Annotated in this window: 21 protein-coding genes and 2 tRNA genes; 14 read left to right on the top strand and 9 right to left on the bottom strand. The window is 57.4% G+C overall.

The annotated features are described in order from the left end of the window. Positions 1 to 44: 44 nt before the first annotated feature. From AC2TDA_RS12075 to AC2TDA_RS12065, 3 genes are all read left to right on the top strand, one after another. Positions 45 to 572 (top strand): cold-shock protein, encoded by a 528-nt coding sequence (locus tag AC2TDA_RS12075; RefSeq protein WP_480848035.1) that lies wholly within the window; start codon positions 45 to 47, stop codon positions 570 to 572. A gap of 10 nt (positions 573 to 582) precedes the next feature. Further along, positions 583 to 1047: a DUF192 domain-containing protein gene (locus tag AC2TDA_RS12070; RefSeq protein WP_480848034.1), complete on the top strand. Its 465-nt coding sequence runs from the start codon at positions 583 to 585 to the stop codon at positions 1045 to 1047. A 43-nt stretch (positions 1048 to 1090) separates the two neighbouring features. Next, a tRNA-Pro gene (locus tag AC2TDA_RS12065) sits at positions 1091 to 1167 on the top strand. Between the two features lie 6 nt (positions 1168 to 1173). On the opposite strand, the gene AC2TDA_RS12060 is transcribed toward AC2TDA_RS12065, so the two are convergent. Beyond that, positions 1174 to 1629 carry a hypothetical protein gene (locus AC2TDA_RS12060; RefSeq protein WP_480879404.1) on the bottom strand — a complete coding sequence of 152 codons (456 nt, stop codon included), beginning with the start codon at positions 1627 to 1629 and terminating at the stop codon, positions 1174 to 1176. A gap of 520 nt (positions 1630 to 2149) precedes the next feature. Here AC2TDA_RS12060 and AC2TDA_RS12055 point away from each other — a divergent pair. Next, positions 2150 to 5767 carry a vitamin B12-dependent ribonucleotide reductase gene (locus AC2TDA_RS12055; protein WP_480879403.1) on the top strand — a complete coding sequence of 1206 codons (3618 nt, stop codon included), beginning with the start codon at positions 2150 to 2152 and terminating at the stop codon, positions 5765 to 5767. Between the two features lie 543 nt (positions 5768 to 6310). Further along, positions 6311 to 6556, top strand: a complete 246-nt coding sequence (locus AC2TDA_RS12050) for an EF-hand domain-containing protein (RefSeq protein ID WP_480848030.1) — start codon at positions 6311 to 6313, stop codon at positions 6554 to 6556. 54 nt (positions 6557 to 6610) lie between these two features. On the opposite strand, the gene AC2TDA_RS12045 is transcribed toward AC2TDA_RS12050, so the two are convergent. Next, positions 6611 to 8155 carry a trimethylamine methyltransferase family protein gene (locus AC2TDA_RS12045; protein ID WP_480879402.1) on the bottom strand — a complete coding sequence of 515 codons (1545 nt, stop codon included), beginning with the start codon at positions 8153 to 8155 and terminating at the stop codon, positions 6611 to 6613. A gap of 429 nt (positions 8156 to 8584) precedes the next feature. Here AC2TDA_RS12045 and AC2TDA_RS12040 point away from each other — a divergent pair, with 429 nt between their 5' ends. Beyond that, positions 8585 to 9103 carry an outer membrane protein gene (locus tag AC2TDA_RS12040; protein ID WP_480879401.1) on the top strand — a complete coding sequence of 173 codons (519 nt, stop codon included), beginning with the start codon at positions 8585 to 8587 and terminating at the stop codon, positions 9101 to 9103. 21 nt (positions 9104 to 9124) lie between these two features. Here AC2TDA_RS12040 and AC2TDA_RS12035 read toward each other — a convergent pair whose 3' ends face one another. Further along, positions 9125 to 10312: a pyridoxal phosphate-dependent aminotransferase gene (locus AC2TDA_RS12035; protein WP_480879400.1), complete on the bottom strand. Its 1188-nt coding sequence runs from the start codon at positions 10310 to 10312 to the stop codon at positions 9125 to 9127. Between the two features lie 53 nt (positions 10313 to 10365). Beyond that, entirely contained in the window at positions 10366 to 10710 is a 345-nt protein-coding gene (locus AC2TDA_RS12030) for an MmcQ/YjbR family DNA-binding protein (RefSeq protein ID WP_480848024.1), read from the bottom strand. A 217-nt stretch (positions 10711 to 10927) separates the two neighbouring features. Here AC2TDA_RS12030 and cysS point away from each other — a divergent pair, with 217 nt between their 5' ends. From cysS to AC2TDA_RS12015, 3 genes are read left to right on the top strand one after another with little or no spacing between them, the layout of a single operon-like run. Beyond that, a complete protein-coding gene (gene cysS / locus AC2TDA_RS12025; RefSeq protein ID WP_480879399.1) occupies positions 10928 to 12325 on the top strand; it encodes a cysteine--tRNA ligase in 1398 nt (465 codons plus the stop codon). Then, complete coding sequence (gene cimA, locus AC2TDA_RS12020) at positions 12325 to 13959, top strand: citramalate synthase (RefSeq protein WP_480879398.1); 1635 nt, start codon at positions 12325 to 12327, stop codon at positions 13957 to 13959. Before cysS ends, cimA begins: the two co-directional genes overlap by 1 nt. A 2-nt stretch (positions 13960 to 13961) precedes the next feature. After that, positions 13962 to 14738 (top strand): phytoene/squalene synthase family protein, encoded by a 777-nt coding sequence (locus AC2TDA_RS12015; RefSeq protein WP_480879498.1) that lies wholly within the window; start codon positions 13962 to 13964, stop codon positions 14736 to 14738. Positions 14739 to 14744: 6 nt separating this feature from the next. Here AC2TDA_RS12015 and AC2TDA_RS12010 read toward each other — a convergent pair whose 3' ends face one another. Continuing rightward, a complete protein-coding gene (locus tag AC2TDA_RS12010; RefSeq protein ID WP_480879397.1) occupies positions 14745 to 15971 on the bottom strand; it encodes an MFS transporter in 1227 nt (408 codons plus the stop codon). A 97-nt stretch (positions 15972 to 16068) separates the two neighbouring features. Between AC2TDA_RS12010 and AC2TDA_RS12005 the strand changes: the two genes are divergently transcribed. From AC2TDA_RS12005 to AC2TDA_RS11995, 3 genes are read left to right on the top strand one after another with little or no spacing between them, the layout of a single operon-like run. After that, entirely contained in the window at positions 16069 to 16701 is a 633-nt protein-coding gene (locus AC2TDA_RS12005) for a DNA-3-methyladenine glycosylase family protein (RefSeq protein WP_480848017.1), read from the top strand. Next, positions 16698 to 17363: an alpha/beta hydrolase gene (locus tag AC2TDA_RS12000; protein ID WP_480848016.1), complete on the top strand. Its 666-nt coding sequence runs from the start codon at positions 16698 to 16700 to the stop codon at positions 17361 to 17363. The genes AC2TDA_RS12005 and AC2TDA_RS12000 overlap by 4 nt, the downstream gene beginning before the upstream one ends. Positions 17364 to 17365: 2 nt before the next feature. Continuing rightward, complete coding sequence (locus AC2TDA_RS11995) at positions 17366 to 17854, top strand: N-acetyltransferase family protein (protein WP_480879396.1); 489 nt, start codon at positions 17366 to 17368, stop codon at positions 17852 to 17854. Here AC2TDA_RS11995 and AC2TDA_RS11990 read toward each other — a convergent pair. After that, the gene (locus tag AC2TDA_RS11990) at positions 17851 to 18276 is read right to left on the bottom strand and encodes a VOC family protein (protein ID WP_480879394.1); all 426 of its coding nucleotides are present in this window, start codon (positions 18274 to 18276) and stop codon (positions 17851 to 17853) included. The two genes, AC2TDA_RS11995 and AC2TDA_RS11990, sit on opposite strands and share 4 nt — an antisense overlap. 31 nt (positions 18277 to 18307) lie before the next feature. After that, a complete protein-coding gene (locus AC2TDA_RS11985; RefSeq protein ID WP_480879393.1) occupies positions 18308 to 18913 on the bottom strand; it encodes a pseudouridine synthase in 606 nt (201 codons plus the stop codon). 212 nt (positions 18914 to 19125) lie between these two features. On the opposite strand from AC2TDA_RS11985, the gene AC2TDA_RS11980 reads away from it, so the two are divergent. Next, entirely contained in the window at positions 19126 to 19713 is a 588-nt protein-coding gene (locus AC2TDA_RS11980; RefSeq protein WP_480848009.1) for an HNH endonuclease, read from the top strand. Positions 19714 to 19716: 3 nt separating this feature from the next. Here the strand turns inward: AC2TDA_RS11980 and AC2TDA_RS11975 are convergent, their stop codons facing one another. Together AC2TDA_RS11975 and AC2TDA_RS11970 are read right to left on the bottom strand one after the other, a co-directional pair. Next, a complete protein-coding gene (locus AC2TDA_RS11975; protein WP_480879392.1) occupies positions 19717 to 20181 on the bottom strand; it encodes a disulfide bond formation protein B in 465 nt (154 codons plus the stop codon). Beyond that, a complete protein-coding gene (locus tag AC2TDA_RS11970) occupies positions 20178 to 20756 on the bottom strand; it encodes a YqaA family protein (RefSeq protein ID WP_480848005.1) in 579 nt (192 codons plus the stop codon). The genes AC2TDA_RS11975 and AC2TDA_RS11970 overlap by 4 nt, the downstream gene beginning before the upstream one ends. 144 nt (positions 20757 to 20900) lie before the next feature. Here AC2TDA_RS11970 and AC2TDA_RS11965 point away from each other — a divergent pair. Beyond that, positions 20901 to 20986, top strand: a tRNA-Leu gene (locus AC2TDA_RS11965). The last annotated feature ends 311 nt before the right edge of the window (positions 20987 to 21297 follow it).

Raw genomic sequence — 21297 nt, 5'->3', positions numbered from 1 at the left:
AACCGAACCCTCAACGACCTCAATGCTTTCGTGATGGGAAAACAGTGCCAGAAGATCTGAACAGCATGTATCGCGTCCGTGGACACGTGAAATGGTTCGATCCCGCCAAGGGGTACGGATTTGTTGTGTCCGAAGAAGGCGGTCCGGATATTCTGTTGCATGTCAATGTACTGCGCAATTTCGGCCAGAGTTCGGTCGCGGATGGCGCGGGTATCGAGATCATGACGCATCGGACTGACCGAGGTGTGCAGGCGGTCGAAGTGGTCAGTGTCGATCCTCCGGCTCGGGCTGAGTCGATGATGCTGGCGGATTTCGCCGAGCTGGATCCGACCGTTATTGCAGCAGCGCCATTGGAAGCTGCGCGGGTTAAATGGTTCGACAAGGGCAAGGGCTTTGGCTTTGCCAATGTGTTCGGCAGCAGCGAGGACGTGTTCCTGCATATCGAAGTTTTGCGCCGTTCCGGACTTGCGGACCTGCAACCAGGCGAGGCGCTGGCGATGCGCGTGATCGACGGCAAACGCGGTCGCATGGCGGCGCAGGTGCTGGCATGGGAATCAGCCCTGAACGGGTGAAAGCTTTGTGATGAAATTTTCCTCGCTTCTGGTGATTCTCACTTTGACACTGAGTGGAGCCGCCAGGGCAGAGTGCAGACCTGATCGCGTCGACCTGAAAAACAATCAGGCACAGGTTCGCTTTGACATCGAACTGGCCCGGACCCCGCAAGAAAGATCGCGAGGGTTGATGTTCCGGGAAAACCTTCCAGCGCGCGCCGGGATGTTGTTTGTATTCGACCCGCCGCAACCGGTGGCGTTCTGGATGAAGAACACTCTGATCCCTTTGGACATGATCTTTGTCGACCGTGCTGGAATAGTGACACGTGTTCATCAGGGTGCGATTCCCGGTGATCTGACGCCCATCGAGGGCGGAGATTCGGTTTACGCTGTGCTTGAAATCAACGCGGGCCTTTCGGCGCGATACGGTATTCGCCCCGGAACGCAGATGCGTCACAAAGTTTTTTCGCAAGGCCCCGCAATTTGGCCATGTTAGGGGTTTTCAAATCAGATCACCGCCGTTAGGAAGGCGCACGGTCCGGGGCGTGGCGCAGTCTGGTAGCGCACCTGTTTTGGGTACAGGGGGTCGTAGGTTCGAATCCTGCCGCCCCGACCACTTCCTTCAAGAAATTGGCGTTCCGCCATAACCGGCGTAGATGTCCGTCAAATCGCGGTCCAGCGCATCACTTTGCACCGGGATTTTAATGGTTGAGCCGTTCTTTTGCGGTACGAGAAAGAATAGATCCGCATCCACACGATAACCCTGACCGTTTTTGGTCGAGCTCAGGCGTGTCACGATCTGCGGTAGTTTCTGCGGATAGCCATCGTAATTGAGAATCAAAAACGCGGTGGCGTCAGGCGAGAGTAATTCGCGACACTCGAAACTGCTTTGCCCGGTTTTCACATAGTCCTCACCAGGACCAGCGCAGTCTGTTTCAAAGGATGCGAACAGTTTTTTTGGATAGTCGGGGAACTGTGCGCTGCGAGACGGCAGGGGTAATTCTTGTGGTGTGCAGGACACTGAAAGGATCAGGATCGGAAGCAGACGCAGAAGATGCATGATCAATTCAGTCCCCATTCAAATCCGTTTGGTCTTTTGGAGTATTGCACGCGTTCGGATTTTCCGAAGATGATTCTCTGACAGCATTGTTAATTGTGTTGCGGATGATCTACTGCCGGTAACTGTTGTGTTCGAAACAGGAATTTTATTTGAAGAATTTGGGCGTCTATCTGGTGCAGCTGTGAATAGTCTTGTGGAGGAATCGCAATTTGGCGACATGCCGCCCGTTTTCTGGATTACGTCAACAAAAAAGATTTCAAAATGGCGGAAAAAGGCCGTTGACGATCTATGGGTAGATACGCCAAATTGTATGGGCCGAAAGGATTGCCACTAAATCTGGTAGGAATAGCCAGAGCGGGCAACGGACAAGGGTCGGAAAGCACTTAATTGCGACGTGCAACCGTTGAATCGGGTCTGCGCTGTTTTGTACGGCGCACCGTCCCTTTGTGTCCAGAATTAGACGGCAAAGCGGGCGGTACCCCGCAGGACAAGTTTAGGTGCCGGGAAGCGAACATTGGGCTGAATTGGGGCTGCGGAAATGAAGATTGAAAGAAAGTTCACCAAACCGGGGCAGGATGCATACGCAGATCTGGATTTTGTGTCGGCAACCTCGGAAATCCGCAACCCTGATGGCACCATCGTGTTCCGTCTTGATGGAATCGAAGTCCCCTCCAGCTGGAGCCAGGTGGCAAGCGATGTCATCGCGCAGAAATATTTCCGCAAGGCGGGCGTGCCCAGCCGCCTGAAAAAGGTCAAGGAAAAGGATGTCCCCGAATTTCTCTGGCGCTCGGTCCCGGCCGATGATGCTGAATTCGATGGTGAAATCTCGTCCAAGCAGGTGTTCGACCGTCTGGCGGGCGCCTGGGCCTATTGGGGCTGGAAGGGCGGCTATTTCTCGACCGAGGAAGACGCGCGCGCCTATTTCGACGAGATGCGCTATATGCTGGCGACACAGCGTGCCGCACCGAACAGCCCGCAATGGTTCAACACCGGCCTGCATTGGGCATATGGAATCGATGGCCCGGCGCAGGGTCACCACTATGTCGACTACAAAACTGGCAAGCTGACCAAATCGAAGTCCGCTTACGAACATCCGCAGCCGCATGCGTGCTTCATCCAGTCCGTGGATGATGATCTGGTGAACGAAGGCGGCATCATGGATCTTTGGGTGCGCGAGGCGCGCCTGTTCAAATACGGCTCGGGTACCGGGACCAACTTCAGCCATCTGCGTGCAGAAGGTGAAGCGTTGTCGGGTGGCGGCAAGTCCTCGGGCCTTATGGGCTTTCTCAAGATCGGCGACCGCGCCGCTGGCGCGATCAAATCAGGCGGCACAACCCGTCGAGCAGCAAAGATGGTAATCGTCGATGCTGATCACCCTGACATCGAGAAATTCATCGAATGGAAGGTGATCGAAGAGCAGAAGGTGGCCTCGATCGTTGCCGGATCGAAGATGCACGAGAAGATGCTGAACGGCATTTTCGAGGCCATCCGCTCGTGGGACGGCGCGCAGGACGATGCGTATGATCCCAACAAGAATGACAGCCTGAAGAAAGCGGTTCGTGAGGCGAAAAAGGTCGCGATCCCCGAGACTTACATCAAGCGCGTGCTGGATTACGCCAAGCAGGGCCACGACAGTATCGAGTTCCCGACCTACGACACGGATTGGGATTCGGAAGCCTATAGCTCGGTCTCGGGCCAGAACTCGAACAACTCGATCCGCGTGACGAATGCGTTCCTGACCGCCGTCGAGAAGGACGCAGATTGGGAACTGATCAACCGGACCGATGGCAAGGTCGCCCGCACCGTCAAGGCGCGCGATCTATGGGAGAAAGTCGGCCATGCGGCTTGGGCCTGCGCCGATCCGGGCATCCAGTTCCACAACACGGTCAACGAGTGGCATACATGCCCCGAAGACGGTGAGATTCGTGGCTCGAACCCGTGCTCGGAGTACATGTTCCTGGACGATACGGCCTGTAACCTGGCGTCAATGAACCTGCTGACGTTCCTTAAGGATGGTGAGTTCCAAGCGGCCGACTACATGCACGCCTCGCGCCTGTGGACGCTGACGCTGGAAATCTCGGTGACGATGGCGCAGTTCCCGTCGAAGGAAATCGCGCAATTGTCCTATGACTTCCGCACGCTGGGTCTGGGTTACGCCAATATCGGCGGTTTGCTGATGAACATGGGTTACAGCTATGACTCGGATGAAGGGCGTGCCATTTGCGGATCGCTGACCGCAATCATGACAGGCGTTGCCTACGCCACCTCGGCTGAGATCGCCGGAGAGCTTGGTCCGTTCAAAGGGTACGAGCGCAACGCCGATCACATGCTGCGTGTTATCCGCAACCACCGCCGCGCGTCGCAGGGCGTGACCGAAGGGTACGAGAAACTGGCCGTGAAGCCTGTGCCGCTGGACCACGACAACTGCCCGGACAAACGTCTGGTTGATCTGGCCATGTCGGCTTGGGATGAGGCGTTGAGCCTTGGTGAGAAGAACGGTTTCCGCAACGCGCAGGCCACCGTGATCGCGCCGACCGGCACCATCGGTCTGGTGATGGATTGCGACACCACCGGGATTGAGCCGGACTTTGCTCTGGTGAAGTTCAAGAAGCTGGCCGGCGGCGGTTACTTTAAAATCATCAACCGCTCGGTGCCCTCGGCACTTGAGAAACTGGGCTACTCCTCGTCTCAGATTGAAGAGATCGTAGGTTACGCTGTTGGTCACGGCACCATTGGCAACGCGCCGGGGATCAACCACACTTCTCTGACCGGTCACGGTTTTGGCCCGAATGAACTGGCTAAAGTGGACGCCGCGCTGGAAAGCGCCTTTGATATCCGGTTCGTCTTCAACCAGTGGACACTGGGCGAAGATTTCTGCACCGGCGTACTGGGCATCCCGGCGACCAAGCTGAACGACCCGACTTTCGACCTGCTGCGCCATCTGGGCTTTACCAAGGCGGATATCGACGCGGCAAACGATCACGTCTGCGGAACCATGACGCTGGAAGGTGCGCCGCACCTGAAGGAAGAGCATTATTCGATCTTCGACTGCGCCAACCCGTGCGGCAAGAAAGGCAAGCGTTTCCTTGGGGTTGATAGCCACATCACCATGATGGCAGCGGCGCAGAGCTTCATCTCGGGCGCGATCTCGAAAACAATCAACATGCCGAATGACGCGACCATCGAGGACTGCCAGAAGGCCTATGAGCTTAGCTGGTCGCTTGGCGTCAAGGCCAACGCGCTGTACCGTGACGGCTCGAAACTCTCGCAACCGCTTGCGGCTGCTCTGGTTGAGGATGACGACGAGGCCGCTGAGACACTGGAAAGTGGTTCGGCGCAGGAAAAAGCCGTCGTTCTGGCCGAGAAGGTGATCGAGAAGGTTGTGGTCAAGGAGATCATCCGCAGCCATCGCGAGAAACTGCCGCATCGCCGCAAGGGTTATACCCAAAAGGCAATCGTGGGCGGCCACAAGGTCTATCTGCGCACCGGCGAGTTTGAAGATGGCAAGCTGGGCGAGATCTTCATCGACATGCACAAGGAAGGCGCTGGCTTCCGGGCGATGATGAATAACTTTGCCATCGCGGTGTCGGTTGGTCTGCAATATGGTGTGCCGCTGGAGGAGTTTGTCGACGCCTTCACCTTCACCAAGTTTGAACCGGCGGGGATGGTACAGGGCAACGACTCGATCAAGAACGCGACGTCGATCCTGGATTACATCTTCCGCGAGCTGGCCGTGTCCTATCTGGACCGCACCGATCTGGCCCATGTGAAACCCGAAGGCGCAACCTTCGACGATCTGGGCCGGGGCGAAGAGGATGGCCTGTCCAATGTCTCGGAAATCAGTGACAGTGCGGCAACCAAGTCGTTGGAAGTGTTGAAGCAAATCAGCTCGACTGGATACCTGCGGAAACGTCTGCCGCAAGACCTGATGGTCTTCAACGGCGGGCAGGCTGACGTGAGCGGCTTGGCTGAAACTGCCGCGCAGTTCGAGGCGCCGGCGGAAGCAGCAGTGGTGACCAGCATGGACGCCCGCACCAAAGCCAAAATGCAGGGATACGAGGGCGACCCGTGCGGCGAATGTGGGAACTACACGCTGGTGCGCAACGGTACCTGCATGAAATGCAACACCTGCGGTTCCACGTCGGGTTGTAGTTAAAGAAAACGCCCCGGCATCCCGGGGCGCAGGGGTCGGAAGCTGCCACAGTGACCGGCCCCGACGAATACGGAGCAAGGCCTGAGACTTACCACAAGGCGCCTTGTTCCACTCGGTCGACATGCCCGTGTCGACCGGGAACAGGGTGGGGCGGAATATTGCTCTTTCCCACTCTCTCACGGGGCGGGTGCGCTCGTCCCATGCGCAGTCCAGGCCGCAGGCAAAAAAACACCGGGCGGTCAACGATATGAGCCTGGAAGGCGAAACTAACAGGGGGCTTCGGCCCCCTTTCTTTTTTGGGCACCTGAGTCGCCGATTTGAGCGCAGGGTTGCCGGATCATCCCAAATCCGTCGGGCAAGAACCGCCGAAACGCTGATTGGCCGTTTTGTCCAGCGGCGGATTGCGGATGCGACTCGGTGAAACACGCGGAGATTGGCGCGAAAACACTGAGATCCCGCAATGCGGGTGACGAGGGGGTGGGACTGGGTGTTTGTGATGCCTGTCCGGACACCAAGACACAAAAAACTCACTTAGGAGGCACCGTTATGAAACCACAAAATATGGCTGTCATTTCAGCATTTGTATTTGGACTGCCAGCGCTGGCTGTGGCGCAATCTACTGCCGACGCCAACGGCGATGGCGTTCTGACCATCGAAGAAGTTCAGGCTGTAGTGCCGGAAGTTGACGCTGACGTCTTCTCGACCATGGATGCAAATGGTGACGGCGCGCTGGACGCTGACGAGATCGCGGTGGCGCAAGAGGCCGGATTGCTGCCCCCAAGCAACGGCTGATCTCTCATCGCGACGGCGGCCCGAATCAGTTCGGGCCGCTGCTTTTTCAAAAGGTTATGCGGGTAAGTGAATGTTGAATCTGCTTCGCAGTTCGGCGTCCAACAGGGGGTCGAAACGAGCCTGCGACGGAGTTGCAAGGATCGCTTCTTTACGTGCAATCGCCTTTTCGATCAGATCTGGTTTACCCAGTTCGGCCCACTCTTTGGGTGAAGTCCGGTCACCCAGACTTGGGTAGACATAGTCTACCTGCATCCGGCTGAGCGTGGCATCTGTGCCCAAGTAGTGACCCGGCCCACCCAGACAAACCTCGGCAATCTGGTCCAGGGCCAGAGTGTCATCTGTTACTTCGATCCCACGCACACAGCGCAGGGCCTGACCGATCAGATCATCGCTGAGAATCAGGCTTTCGAGGCAGAACCCCAGTAGGGATGAGTGCATGCCAGCGGCCTCATAAACCATGTTCAGCCCAGACAGGCCCGCCATGACGTTAGAGCACATCTGCTCCCACCCGGCTTGCATATCAGGTAGTTTCGAATCCGACGCTCCAGCCGCCGCGCCACCGGGCAAGCCATAGAACTTGTGCATTTGTGCGCAACCTGCGCTCAACAAAGCTTGCTCACCGGAACCGACCGACATCGCGCCGGTACGCAGATCAAGGCCGAACGGCCAGGTCCCAACGATGGCCGGGGCGCCCGGTTTGACGGCGTTCACGTAGACCAGGCCCGCCAGACATTCCGCAGTGGCCTGAGTGATGGCACCCGCGATAGTCGACGGCGCGGTGGCGCCCGCCATGCCGGCAGACAGCAGCAGAACCGGCATGCCGGCTTTGATACACGCCTCCATCACCTCGCAACTTTCGGTTGCGAATTTCATCGGTGGAACCACAAAGCAATTAGAGTTGGATACAAACGGCCGTTCGCGCCACTTGTCTTCTCCACCGGCGATCATATGCAACATTTCCATGGCCGGAGCGACATAGCTGGGATCGGTAAAGGAGGTTCCGATGTGCTTGAATGTACCCGAGCAGCACGCGTAGATCGTGTTCAGGTCCATCTCCTGATTATCCAGGATATCTCGGCACACCATCGGGCGCTGGACAAAGTGGATGTTGTCCAGGCTGTCACATATGCGGGACGCATCATACAGGTCCTGAACCGTCGAATCGCGGTATTCCCGCCCGTGGACATCGACCATGTGAACGGCAGCACCAGCGGTCCCGTAGTGTACGCGGTTTCCGGTTAGTTCCAGGTCGGTCTTGCCGTCACGGCTGTGCAAAGTGACCGAGCGATTTGCCTTGGCCAACATGTCCTCGACCAATGCGCGGGGAAAGCGGATGCGACCGTCGTCGCCCAGAATACAGCCCGCACCTACAAGGTAGTCGATGCCGCTTTGCGGTGCGTCGGCCAGGCCGATGGTTTCCAAAGCGGTCAGGGCAGCGTTGTGAATACGCTCCATATCCTGTTGGCTGAGTGGCTTGTAGGTGCCGCCCTCCATGCCGGGGCGGATAGGACGCAGATGATCCGGCAGGGCGCTTGAGCGGGCTGCACGTCGGGCAGAGCGACCGCCACTGCGCGAGGAGTTTCGGGATTGATCGTTCATATTTTGGGTCCGGTTACTAGACAGGAAGTAGGTATTGGCAGGGTCAACCCGCCAACGGCCGCCCCCTTGCGGCACGTCCCCGGTCCGCACCGATGGTGCGGCTCACTAGGGATATCTTCCAGAAGTCGTTTTTCATCAGAACCCTTCGCGTCTCAGTGCTACTTTCCTAACCAATGTCGGCGAAATCTGTTCTATTTGCGACCATTGTTCGGATTTCTTTATCTGACGCGCACGAGCTCTCGCGGCGTCCGAATGTCGAAAATGTCACGCAAGATTCTGTGAGGAAATGTTTTTTTTCCGTTTGGGCGGAAATCTGTTAAGCTGCTGTTAAGTATTTAAAGAGGAATTTTGGGTTAGCTGATTAACTGGCATGGCCTGATCCAACTGAGGCAATCGTGCCGAACCGACGGCGTACCTCCGGAGGTCTGAGTGAAACTGACAAAGGCGACACTGTCTGTAGTACTGCTGCTGAGCGCTGGTCCAGCGCTGGCAGAGGATTGGACGGGTGCTTATGTGGGTTTCAGTTTTGGTTACACCGATGTTGACGGCCCAAGCGGAAGCGGCGGAAGCGATTTCAGCTTTGGCCCGCTTATCGGCTATGATTACGATTTCGGAAATTTCGTTTTGGGCGGCGAGTTGGAGTACAACAGCCTGAACCTGGATCTTGGGCGGTCCGAAGGGAGCTTGGACAGCATGTCCCGGGTGAAACTGCGGGGCGGCTATGATTTTGGCTCGGCCCTTGGATACGTGGTTGTCGGTTCGGCGCGCGCGGACACATCAGGCAGCAGCGACACTGCAGCTGTCTATGGAATAGGAATCGCGTATCCGATCGGAGACAGGTTTGTGATCAGTGGCGAAGCACTGCGCCAGAACTTCGACGATGTGACCCGGTCCAATGGTGGTCTTGATACTAACGTTATCAATCTGCGCACGACGTTCCGGTTTTAACGAACACCTGCAATTGAATGACTAAGCAGCACCTCTGTCCTGCGACAATTGCCCGGCGAAATCACACAAAGTCTTAAGCGAATCGGCGAATCTTTCATCATCAACAGTCATCGCAACGCGAATGTGTCCGGCGGCGGCGACGCCGAAACTTTCACCAGGCATGACCGCAATCGAGTGCGAATCCAGTAAGGCGTTGGCAAATCCTTCGCCGCTCAACCCTGTGGCGCGAACGTCCAGCATCAGATACATCGCGCCCTGTGCCGGGATCAGGCCAACAGTGTTTTGCTGCGCCAGAAGCCGTGTAGCCAGTTCGCGGCGGCGTCGGAACGGGGCGGCGACTTCATCTTCGGGGCCCTGACCCGCACTGAGTGCAAAACTCGCGGCATCCTGAATGAATCCCGGTACGCCATAGGTTGTGTGGGTCGCCAGATTGATCAGGTGTTCGATCACTTCTTCCGGACCGACGATCCACCCGCATCGAGACCCTGTCATGGCATGGGATTTGGACATCGACCCGACGACCAGAGTACGCTCGGCCATCCCCGGCAACGCGCGGGGCGAGATGTGTGAACCTTCCCAGACCTGAGTGTCATAAACCTCGTCCGAGATCAGCCAGAGATCACGGCGTTGGCAAAGCTCAGCAATCGCGCCCAGCGTTTCAGGTGAATAGACAACGCCCGTGGGGTTGTTGGGCGTATTGATCAGCAGGGACACGGCGCCGTCTGTATGTTCGTCGATCTTTTCGGCACGGGGCTGGAACGCATCTTCGGCGCTAGTCTGTACGGCTTTGGCGATTGCTCCGGCACCGCGTATCGTGCCGGGGTAGGTGGCGTAGTAAGGATCAAGGTACAACCCCGTATCGCCGGGATTGCAAACGGCGACGTGGGCGGCGAACAAAGCGGCCTGACCACCCGGTGTGATCAGAACATTATGGCGCGTGGTTTTCACACCAGTACGCACCTGAACGCGCGCGGCCACAGTGTCGCGCAGCAGATCGGTACCGGGCACCATGGCATAACCGGTGTGGCCACTTTGGGCAGAGGCGTCCATCTCGGCCAGGATTTCGGGGCTTGTGCCGATGTCATGTTCGCCGATGGTCAACTCGGTAATGGCATGCCCTTCCGCGATCATCCGGCGCGCCCGATAAAACACGTCCCAGCCATCGGATCCGCCTTCGGTCAAATGTGTGATGCGATGCGACAGTTTCATTCCACGCCTCCCTGATTTCGCCCGAATGGGGCAGAGGCGTGCGGGTTTGTCAATCAGCTTCGTGCGGCCAAAGTCGATTGGACCTTTTTAGTCAGCGAAGCGCGCACGATATCGTAAGACGCCGTCAGCCGGTGCCGTATTTCTTCAGGGTCCGTGTCCCAAGGCAAGTGAATCCAACTGCGGTGAAAATAGGGAGCCTTGGTGCCGATTCCTGCATCAATCAGCATCTGAGCGGTTTCGATATCGGGTGTCTTCACGGACACGCCGTCGCCAACCGAGCCGACACAGGCGAACATCTTGCTGCCGACTTTCCATGCATCATGTCCTCCGCCCCAGGGGTCGGACAGCTCGGCGCCGGGCAGGTCACCACATACGGAATTGACGAAATCGCGGCTCATGCTGCTGACTGTGCCGCGAGGGAGTTATGAACTCAAGGCTTGGCGCAGGATGTGTCCCGTGATATGCGGAACGCATGAACCGTATGACCTGCATCATTATTTGCTGCATTCCCTGCTGATCACTCAAGCGGGCCGGTTTCTTTCGTTTTCATCTCTGAGACAAGTTGCTATGCCCGCGCAAACGCGCAAGCGCACGCTGTTTTAGGAGCAAGACCCGATGACGACGATCAAACTGCACAACACACGGACGCGGACGAAAGAGGATTTCGTTCCGATCGACCCTGAAAATGTGCGTATGTACGTCTGCGGGCCGACGGTCTACGACCGGGCGCACTTGGGAAATGCGCGGCCCGTTGTTGTCTTTGACGTGCTGTTTCGCTTGCTGCGCCATGTGTTTGACGCCGAACACGTGACTTATGTGCGTAATTTCACCGATGTTGACGACAAGATTAACGCGACAGCTTTGGCCCGGAAAAAGGCGGGCGCTGAAGGCTCATTGGAGCTGCTGGTGCAGGAACGGTCGGATGAAACGATCGGCTGGTATCTGCATGACATGGGTGCGTTGGGTGCATTGGAACCCAGTCAGATGCCCCGCGCGACAGAGTATATCGCCCAGATGATCGCGATGACGCAGGATCTGATCGACAAGGGCCATGCCTATGCCGCCGAGGGGCACGTACTATTTGCGGTGGACAGCTGGAAAGAGGAGTACGGCAAGCTTTCGGGACGGTCTGTCGATGACATGATTGCCGGGGCTCGGGTCGAGGTGGCTCCGTATAAGAAGAACCCGATGGACTTTGTACTCTGGAAGCCGTCGACAGACGACTTGCCGGGATGGGATTCGCCCTGGGGCCGCGGGCGCCCGGGATGGCACATTGAGTGTTCGGCCATGAGCTACGAGTTGCTGGGTGAGAGTTTCGATATTCACGGCGGCGGCAACGATCTGATGTTTCCGCATCATGAAAACGAGATTGCTCAGAGCCGTTGTGCGCATCCACATGGTGAGTTTGCGAAAGTCTGGCTGCACAACGAAATGCTTCAGGTGGAAGGGAAGAAGATGTCCAAATCGCTGGGCAATTTCTTTACTGTGCACGATCTGCTGGAACAGGGCGTACCGGGTGAAGTCATCCGCTTTGTCTTCCTGCAAACCCATTACCGCAAGCCGATGGACTGGACCGAGAAAAAGGCGCGTGAAGCCGAGGCGACATTGCGAAAGTGGCGGACGCTGACGGCGGGCATCGAGCCCGCCGCCAGCGTGGCGCCCTCGGTCATCGATGCGCTGGCCGATGACCTGAATACTGCAGGCGCCATTGCGGAACTCCATCGTCTGGCGGCGACTGGTAATGCCGCTGGGCTTTTGGCGGGCGCACAAACCATGGGTTTGTTGACGGCCGAGATGGGAGACTGGGCGGAAACCGGTTCGCTGGACTTGTCACCGCATGCCGACAGGCTGGCGCAGGCGCGGGCGACCGCGATGCAAACCAAGGATTTCGCCGAAGTTGATCGCCTGAAGGCGCTGTATCTGGCGGCGGGTCTTGAAGTTCGGATGAGCAAGGACGGTGTGGATCTGGTGCCCGGCGCGGGTTTCGACGCTGCCAAGCTGGAGGGTGTGTGATGGCCAGAGAACGGCTTTATCTCTACGATACAACCTTGCGCGATGGTCAACAAACGCAGGGGGTTCAGTTCTCGACGGCCGAAAAGGTCCAGATCGCTCAGGCGTTGGACGAATTGGGTGTCGACTATATCGAAGGCGGCTGGCCCGGAGCCAACCCCACTGACAGCGCATTTTTTGAAGCTGCCCCCGCGACGTCGGCCCGGTTGACTGCGTTTGGAATGACCAAGCGATCCGGACGATCAGCTGAAAATGACGATGTACTGGCGGCCGTGATGAACGCGGGTACGCAAGCGGTCTGTCTGGTCGGAAAATCTCATGACTACCACGTGACCCATGCGCTGGGTGTATCACTTGAGGACAACGTCGAGAATGTACGCGCCTCGATCGCACATATTGTAGCGTCCGGGCGTGAAGCGCTGTTTGATGCCGAGCATTTCTTTGATGGCTACAAGGACAACCCGGCCTATGCGATTGAGGTCTGCCGTGCCGCGCTGGATGCGGGGGCACGTTGGGTTGTGCTGTGCGACACGAACGGCGGTGCGCTGCCGGCAGAGGTTGGCAGGATTGTCGCTGATGTGATCGCCGCGGGTTTGCCGGGGGATCGGCTGGGCATTCACACACATAACGACACGGAAAACGCGGTGGCTTGTTCGCTGGCGGCTGTGGATTCCGGGGCACGGCAGATTCAGGGCACGTTGAACGGGTTGGGCGAGCGTTGCGGAAACGCCAACCTGACGGCGTTGATCCCGACCTTGCTGTTGAAAGAACCCTATGCCTCGAACTTTGACATTGGCGTCAGTCACGAAGCGCTGATGGGTTTGACGCGGATCAGCCGCATGCTTGACGACATTCTGAACCGGGTTCCCAGCAAACAGTCGGCCTATGTGGGCGCATCGGCCTTTGCCCATAAGGCAGGTTTGCATGCCAGCGCAATTCTAAAGGACCCGTCGACATATGAGCATGTAGACCCGGGCGACATTGGCAATGCGCGTGTCATACCGATGTCGAACCAGGCTGGGCAATCAAATCTTCGCAAGCGGCTGACCGAGGCCGGACTGACGGTTGAGGCCAGCAACCCGGCGCTGGGACGCATTCTGGACCGGATCAAACTGCGTGAGGCTGAGGGGTATTCCTATGACACCGCCCAAGCCAGTTTCGAACTTCTGGCACGGGATGAGCTGGGTCAGTTGCCCGAATTCTTCGAGGTGAAGCGTTACAAGGTCACGGTTGAGCGTCGAAAGAACAAGTATAACATGATGGTCAGCTTATCCGAGGCTGTCGTAGTGGTGAAGGTCGACGGGGAAAAGAAGCTGTCGGTCAGTGAGTCGCTTGACGAAGATGGCAGTGATCGCGGCCCGGTGAACGCGCTGGCCAAAGCTCTAGCCAAGGATCTGGGTCGATATTCTCAGATTCTTGAAGATATGCGCCTGGTGGATTTCAAGGTGCGGATCACTCAAGGTGGAACCGAGGCGGTGACGCGGGTCATAATCGACAGCGAAGACGGGCAGGGTCGGCGCTGGTCGACTGTTGGCGTCAGCGCGAACATAGTTGATGCCTCGTTCGAGGCCTTGCTGGATGCGATCCAGTGGAAACTGGTGCGGGATTGCGGTTCGCAAACGGCGGCGGCCGAGTGACCGTGGAATTCGACGAAGATGTCAAAGCCTGCGCGGCCTTGGTGCATCGCGCAGACCCAGACCGGTTCATGGCCGCCATGGCTGCACCTGTCGGTGCACGCGCAGTTCTGTTTCCACTGTATGCCCTCAATGTCGAGGTGGCCCGTGCCCCGTGGGTCACACAGGAGCCAATGATTGCCGAGATGCGCCTGCAATGGTGGCGCGACGCATTGCAGGAGATTGCCGAAGGGCAGACCGTTCGCCGCCACGAGGTTGTAACGCCCTTGTCGCGCAGCCTGTCACCTCATCTGGCCGCACTATTGGATGAGTATGTCGCCGTAAGGCGTTGGGATATCTATCGCGATCCGTTCGAGGACGAGGACCACTTTGACAGTTATATCCGTCACAGTGCCGGGACCTTGATGGTCGTGGCTGCGCAATCTTTGGGTTCAGGTGACGAACAAACCCTGCGCGATTTCGGCTATGGCGTGGGGGTGGCGAACTGGTTCCGCGCAATCCCCGATCTTGAAGCCCGTGGAAGGATTCCCTTGCTGGACGGGACGCCTGATGGCGTTCGCGCGCTGGCTGAAAAAGCTCTGGAGCGCCTCACAGCGGCAAAGGCGGGGCGGTCAACTGTCTCGGATGAGGCGCGTCCCGCGCTCTATGCGGGCTGGCAGGCCGAATGGGTGTTGCGACAGGTTTTGGCGCAGCCCGGGCGTGTCGCCCAAGGGGGGCTGTCCCAAGGGGAATTGCGGCGCAGGCTGTCGTTGATGTGGACTGTTGGAACCGGTCGCTGGTAGCTGATGTCAGATCGCCTCGGGCTCTGCCGGGCGAAGGACCAGCCACAGCAGAGCACCGCCCGCAAGGGTCAGCAGCGGGATCATGGCCAGATTGACTGCAGACCAGCCTTCGACCGGTGATCCGCCCGAACAGTTCATTAAACCGCCCGATGCGAGCGAGGCCAGCGTGACGCCGCCGAATACCAACAGGTCATTGAGACCCTGCATGCGCCCGCGTTCGCTCACCTCGTGAGATGCGGCCAGCATTGAGGTCGCACCGATAAAGCCAAAATTCCAGCCGATGCCAAGCAGGATGAGAGCGACGAAAAAGTTGCCAAGATCGACCCCTTGCAGGGCAACGACCCCAGCCCCGCCAAGAATGGTGAGACCCAAAGCGACGATCTTTTCCACGCCGAACCGAGCGATCAGGTGACCGGTGAAGAAGCTGGGCACGTACATGGCCAGCACGTGTGCGGTAACCACATCAGCGGCGTCATTTGCAGTGTAACCGCAGCCCACCACTGCCAGCGGCGTGGATGTCATCACTAGATTCATCAACGCATACGAGACCATCGCACAGATAACGGCGACGGCAATGCGCGGCGTTTTCAGCAATTCTAGCCGGGATCGTCCTTTTGGCGAGTTCTCGGTCGGGCGCGCTGGAGTCGGGATATCGAGGAAAAAGAAAAGGGCTGAGCCGACTACATTGATCGCTATCACTGCCAAATATGTCCCCAGAAACGGGATGACATAGGCGGTAGATGTGAGTTTCACGATTTGTGGCCCAATGATTGCCGCCGCCAATCCGCCTGCCATGACATAGGAAATCGCCTTCGGCCGAAACGTATCCGACGCAGTGTCAGCGGCTGCAAAACGATAAAACCCGTGGGCGCTCATGTAGATGCCTGTCAGCAAACTCCCAAGCAGAAAGATCGGGAATGAGCCCAAATACAAACCGTATGCGCCCACCAGACCACCGCAGGCACCGGCCGTAGCCCCGACAAGGAACCCGGCGCGCCGCCCCCAACGTTGCATGATTGCCGAAATGGGTGTGGCCGCCAACATCGATCCCAAAACGATCAGCGAGATCGGCAGGGTAGCGAGGCAGGGGTTTGTCGCAAGCGATTGCCCGGCCAGACCGCCAACAATGAACATCATTGGCATCTGCGCGCCTAGAAGCGATTGAGCGGCCACCAGAACGGCGACGTTGCGCTTGGCTTGGCTGTCATTTGGTGTGATGGCGGTCATTGTCATGGGCCTATGCGTATCGGCGATCTGTTCGGCACACAAGCGGGTTGCATATGCGACAAAGGGGCCTAACGTTCGGCGGGGATCACAAAACGGAGCGCCCATGGTTGTCGGACGCATTATTGAAACGCCAGGTTGTGTCGCGGAAGGTGCTGCATGGTTATCTGACACCTGTCCGCGCATGGCCCATGCCATCGAACAGACAGGCCCTTTGCCCCTGCGTCGCCGCCCGGACGGTTTTGCCCAGTTGCTAAGTGCGATCGTCAGTCAGCAGGTCAGCGTTGCCTCGGCAAACGCGATCTGGAAGCGGTTGCAGGAGGCGAAATTGACCGGACCGCGCAAGATCATGTGGGCTACAGATGACGATCTGAGGGCTGTCGGATTAAGTCGCCAGAAGATTCGTTATGCCCGGGCTTTGGCTGAAGCACGCATTGATTACAAAGCATTACGCGGTATTCCTGATGAGGATGTTGTTGCGATACTGACGCAAGTATCGGGGATTGGAACTTGGACTGCCGAAATTTACGCCATGTTTTCATTAGGGCGTGCCGACGTTATCGCACCCGGTGATCTAGCGCTGCAAGAAGCCGCCCGCGCGCTCTACAAGTTGCCTGCGCGGCCAACCGACAAGGAACTGCGGCAGATGGCAGAAGCCTGGTCGCCGTGGCGATCGGTTGCGGCACGGGTTTTGTGGGCCTATTACCGCGTGGTCAAAGACAGAGAAGGGATCAGATGACACGGGTTTTGAATGCGCTCCGAAAAGAGCCGGTTTCGGGCGATACACGCTCGGTTGTGGTGTTTGTGCACGGCTATGGCGCTAACGGGGCCGACCTGTTGGGTCTTGCGGATGTTCTGGGTGAACACCTTCCCGACACGTTGTTCGTGGCCCCGGATGCGCCCGAGCAGATTCCCGGCATGCCCAACGGGTATCAATGGTTCCCGATCCCCTGGATTGACGGATCCTCGGAAGAAGAAGCACGGCGCGGCATGGAAATGGCCGTGGAAGACTTCGACGCGTTTCTCGACGCTCTGATGGTGGATGAGGATGTTTTGCCGGAACAGGTTGTACTGTTTGGGTTCTCTCAAGGCACAATGATGAGCCTTTATGTTGCGCCGCGTCGCGAAGATCCGGTTGCCGGAATTGTGGCCTTTTCCGGCCGTCTTCTGGAGCCGGACATGTTGGCAGATGAAGTTGTCAGCCGGATGCCCATTCTATTGGTGCATGGTGACGCAGATGACGTCGTGCCGCCGCAATCGCTGCCGGAAGCTGCAGAGGCTCTGCAGACAGCAGGTTTCAAAGAAGTCTACGCGCATGTCATGAAAGGCACCGGGCACGGTATCGCGCCCGATGGGCTGAGCGTCGCACTGGCCTTCATGCGTGACAAGCTGAGCCTGTAACCATGATCGTGGTGCGTCCGATGATGCGGGAGGATGTGGCTGACGCATGCCGCATTCTCAACGCTATCATCGCCGCAGGCGGGACGACCGCGTTTGAAATTCCGTTCTCTGAGCCTTTGTTCACGCAAAGCTATCTCGACGGCTTAGACAAGATTTGCTGCCACGTTGCGCTGGATGTTCAAGGCGAGGTGGCCGGATTTCAATGGTTGGGCACCCATGAGATCTTGCCCGAAGATTGCGCCGACATCGCAACGTTCACCCGCCGCCATCCAGTGCTGCGCGGCGCTGGTCGCGCACTGTTCGAAGAAACGTCGAAACGGGCCGTTTCGTTGGGATTTCAAGCAATCAGCGCAACGATTAGGGCCGATAACGCTCTCGGACTCAAGTATTATGAAAAGATGGGATTTCGTGATTATTCGGTGGCTTACGGCGTACCGTTAAGGGATGGAACGCCGGTAAACAGGATTTCGAAACGATATGCTTTACGTTAGTCCCACAGGTGGCTTTCTGAAAACTCAACTGAGTTGCCTGCCGGGTCGCGGACATAAAGAGATCTTGCACCGGTGGGCCAATCGAATTCGGCATCAAGCGGGATGTTCCAGTCCAGCAAGTGTTTGCGCATGGTCGCGATCTCATCGCGAGTCAAAACCAAGCACACATGTCCGGGTCCGCGCGCGCCATGTGGTGGGACTGGCAGGTCTGGGTTGTTTGGCGGTTGCTCGGTCTGAACCGGATTAAACAGCAGCAGAACTGAACCGCCGACCCGATAGAAAACGTGCCGATCTTCCACGCGCTGAATACGTGTCAGCCCCAGAACTTCTCCGTAAAACCGCTCAGCCGCATCGAGATCATCAACATACAGCGCGGCCTCCAGAATGGCGGACGGGGCTGGTATGTCTGCAGTAACCTTCATGAATCCAGTTTAACCGCTAGGAAGCATTCTGTCACCGGCGGGGGCGGCGGTCGCGTTTACGCTGTGGGGCGGAATTGAAAGCAGGCAATGGCAGGCTGTCCCAGTGACCGGGTTCCAGCCCTTCCAACGTCCAGTCGCCGATACGAGCTCGGATAAGCCGAAGGGTAGGGTGGCCCACTGCGGCCGTCATTCGACGAACCTGCCGATTGCGGCCCTCGCGGATGGTCAACTCGACCCAGCTATCGGGAACGGTCTGACGTACGCGAATTGGTGGCGTGCGGGGCCACAACCCCTCCGGCTCGTCCATCAGCCGAGCCTTAGCTGGGCGTGTCGGGCCCTCTTTCAACTCCACACCATCGCGCAAAGCCTTCAGGGCAGCTGCATCCGGCACACCTTCGACCTGAACCCAGTACGTTTTGGGCATCTTGTGTTTCGGATCCGAGATCTGCGCCTGCAGCTTGCCGATATCCGTCAGCAGCATCAGTCCTTCGCTGTCGCGATCCAGACGGCCCGCGGGATAGACGCCGGGCAGGTCTATGAAATCCGACAAAGTGTTTCGCGGCGATTCGGCATTCGCGCGGTCGGTGAACTGCGGCAGCACGTCGAACGGTTTGTTGAAGCGGATGAACCATGACATGGGCAACGCCATATCCCGGCGGCCAAATCGGTGCAACCTGTGGATAACTGTCACGATCTTGTCACGGATTGGGTTTAATCAATCCCCGAGATATTGTGGAAACTCAGGACTTGTCAGAGTTTTAACACGATATATAGTTAAGTTAAGGCCGGGGCGGGTGTTCCCCGCTCTGGTGTCAAAACGGGCAGAGCAGAGCGAGGAGCGATTCTGATATGGACGGAGACTTCAGGACCGAATTTGTCAGGGAACCCGGTGCTCTCAAGCATCATCCCGCATTGGTTTTGAACGCTGACTATCGCCCACTTTCCTATTACCCCCTATCACTCTGGCCGTGGCAGGAGGCTATTAAAGCTGCATGGCTGGATCGGGTCGACATCGTCGCAGAGTATGACGAAGTGGTCCGCAGTCCCAGTACGCAGATACGAATACCATCGGTCGTTGTCCTGAAAGACTATGTAAAACCCAGAAAGCGCGTGGCCTTCACGCGCTTTAATTTATTTTTGAGGGACGAATTCTGTTGTCAGTACTGTGGCAGCCGCGGTGATCTGACCTTTGATCACGTGGTGCCGCGCGCTGCGGGGGGCGTGACAAGTTGGCAGAACGTGGTTGCTGCCTGCAGCCCGTGCAATCTGCGCAAGGGTTCGAAATCGCTGCGGCAGGCTAGAATGACGCTGCGAAAGCCGCCGCGACAGCCGGATGCCGAATCCCTACGTAATGTCGGGCGCAAATTCCCACCGAACCACCTGCACGACAGTTGGATTGATTTTCTCTATTGGGATGCCGAACTGGATCAGCAGTAGAGCTTAGCGTGCGCGCCAGGCAGCGATCCAGATCAGGGCCAATCCAGTGGATATGACAGCGTTCCAGCCTGCCATCGACAGACCAAACAATTCCCATGGAATATCATCACAACGAACCAACGGGGCGGCCATGATCTGGTTCAGCAGATCTTCTGCCGACAATCCGCTTATGTCGCCCGAGGTACAGCTGGTTGGGCCTTCCCACCACTTTCGCTCGACACCTGCGTGATACGCACCGATCCCGGCGGTGATCATAGCTGCAACCGCTCCTAGGAGTGGAAGCGCCCGAAGGCTCGGCAGGGCCAGTGCAACGGCGCCGATCAGGAAAGCCGCCCCGTGCGGGTAGCGTTGCCAGATGCACATTTTGCAAGGCGCCATGCCGCCGAGATACTGGAAGCCCCATGCGGCCAACAACAAGGCGGCTGACCCGCCGGCTGCAAGAACAATTAGTGATGATCGATTTATCATAGGTACCGCACCGCAAAGAACCCGCCCAATAGCAGCAGAATGAACAGGGTGAACATTAATCCCAACCGTTTTTCGATGAAATCGCGGATCGGTTCACCAAATTTCCACAACAGTCCTGCGACAACGAAGAACCGCAATGCCCGCGCGAGGATGGATGTCGCAATAAATGTGCCCAGTGGCATTCCCGTCCAGCCGGACATGATCGTGATGACCTTATAAGGGAAAGGCGTGACCCCAGCGGTCAGCACCGCCCAAAAGCCGAAATCGTTGAACCGTACATTGAACTCTTCCATGGCTTGCGCTTTGCCCATGGCCTCGAGAATAGGCTGGCCGACACTTTCGTAAAAGAAGGCGCCGATTGCATATCCCAGCATTCCGCCCAACACCGAAGAAACAAGAGCCACCGATGCAATCAGCCAGGCGCGTGAAGGTCGTGCCAGGATCATGGGAATCATCAGAACGTCAGGAGGGATCGGGAAGAACGAGCTTTCGACAAAAGCCACAATGGCAAGCGCCCAAAGGGCATGAGGGTGATCCGCTAGACGAATGGTCCAGTCATACAGTGATCGCAACATAAAATACAAAATCCATGCCTCGGGACGGGCAATCCAAATCACGCACCCGAAGTACCGTCAACCTCCGTCGGGCGAACAAAGGTGGGAAAGGTTGATTTTTGCCTCTGGACCTTCCTGATGCGGGACGCTAATCCAAGGAACGTGGCCCAAGTGGCGGAATGGTAGACGCAGGGGATTCAAAATCCCCCGGTAGTGATACCGTGCCGGTTCGAGTCCGGCCTTGGGTACCAAAGTAAAAACAGAGAGTTAGGGGAACCTGCTCTCTGTTTTTTCTTTTCTGACATTGCGTTTCCCCGCACAGCTAACTCACACTTTCACGCTCTCGTCTAATCTCAGATTCGACGTGTTTGCGCAACTTTGGACAGCTTGTGATTATCAGCAAGGCTTTGTCGAAGTGTGTAGTTAACCGTTTCGCAAGCCCACTTACTGAGGATGACCCACGTTCTGAGGATGACCCACGTTCCGAGATCTCGTGGAACCGTGGTCGGGCAAGCGGAATAATAACACCTTAACCTTGATCGAACTGGCGGCGCGTAACCTT

The sequence above is a fragment of the Ruegeria sp. HKCCD6426 genome (assembly GCF_057221115.1).
The sequence above is the reverse complement of the archived record's forward strand: the minus strand, read 5'-3'. Positions and strand labels throughout refer to the sequence as shown.

What these genes read in the sequence shown, in the direction of transcription:
- AC2TDA_RS12070 (WP_480848034.1), top strand. Translation starts at nt 583, where the DNA reads ATGAAATTTTCCTCGCTTCTGGTGATTCTCACTTTGACACTGAGTGGA.
- AC2TDA_RS12060 (WP_480879404.1), bottom strand. Translation starts at nt 1,629, where the DNA reads ATGGGGACTGAATTGATCATGCATCTTCTGCGTCTGCTTCCGATCCTG.
- AC2TDA_RS12055 (WP_480879403.1), top strand. Translation starts at nt 2,150, where the DNA reads ATGAAGATTGAAAGAAAGTTCACCAAACCGGGGCAGGATGCATACGCA.
- AC2TDA_RS12050 (WP_480848030.1), top strand. Translation starts at nt 6,311, where the DNA reads ATGAAACCACAAAATATGGCTGTCATTTCAGCATTTGTATTTGGACTG.
- AC2TDA_RS12045 (WP_480879402.1), bottom strand. Translation starts at nt 8,155, where the DNA reads ATGAACGATCAATCCCGAAACTCCTCGCGCAGTGGCGGTCGCTCTGCC.
- AC2TDA_RS12035 (WP_480879400.1), bottom strand. Translation starts at nt 10,312, where the DNA reads ATGAAACTGTCGCATCGCATCACACATTTGACCGAAGGCGGATCCGAT.
- AC2TDA_RS12030 (WP_480848024.1), bottom strand. Translation starts at nt 10,710, where the DNA reads ATGAGCCGCGATTTCGTCAATTCCGTATGTGGTGACCTGCCCGGCGCC.
- cysS (WP_480879399.1), top strand. Translation starts at nt 10,928, where the DNA reads ATGACGACGATCAAACTGCACAACACACGGACGCGGACGAAAGAGGAT.
- cimA (WP_480879398.1), top strand. Translation starts at nt 12,325, where the DNA reads ATGGCCAGAGAACGGCTTTATCTCTACGATACAACCTTGCGCGATGGT.
- AC2TDA_RS12010 (WP_480879397.1), bottom strand. Translation starts at nt 15,971, where the DNA reads ATGACAATGACCGCCATCACACCAAATGACAGCCAAGCCAAGCGCAAC.
- AC2TDA_RS12005 (WP_480848017.1), top strand. Translation starts at nt 16,069, where the DNA reads ATGGTTGTCGGACGCATTATTGAAACGCCAGGTTGTGTCGCGGAAGGT.
- AC2TDA_RS12000 (WP_480848016.1), top strand. Translation starts at nt 16,698, where the DNA reads ATGACACGGGTTTTGAATGCGCTCCGAAAAGAGCCGGTTTCGGGCGAT.
- AC2TDA_RS11995 (WP_480879396.1), top strand. Translation starts at nt 17,366, where the DNA reads ATGATCGTGGTGCGTCCGATGATGCGGGAGGATGTGGCTGACGCATGC.
- AC2TDA_RS11990 (WP_480879394.1), bottom strand. Translation starts at nt 18,276, where the DNA reads ATGAAGGTTACTGCAGACATACCAGCCCCGTCCGCCATTCTGGAGGCC.
- AC2TDA_RS11985 (WP_480879393.1), bottom strand. Translation starts at nt 18,913, where the DNA reads ATGTCATGGTTCATCCGCTTCAACAAACCGTTCGACGTGCTGCCGCAG.
- AC2TDA_RS11980 (WP_480848009.1), top strand. Translation starts at nt 19,126, where the DNA reads ATGGACGGAGACTTCAGGACCGAATTTGTCAGGGAACCCGGTGCTCTC.
- AC2TDA_RS11975 (WP_480879392.1), bottom strand. Translation starts at nt 20,181, where the DNA reads ATGATAAATCGATCATCACTAATTGTTCTTGCAGCCGGCGGGTCAGCC.
- AC2TDA_RS11970 (WP_480848005.1), bottom strand. Translation starts at nt 20,756, where the DNA reads ATGTTGCGATCACTGTATGACTGGACCATTCGTCTAGCGGATCACCCT.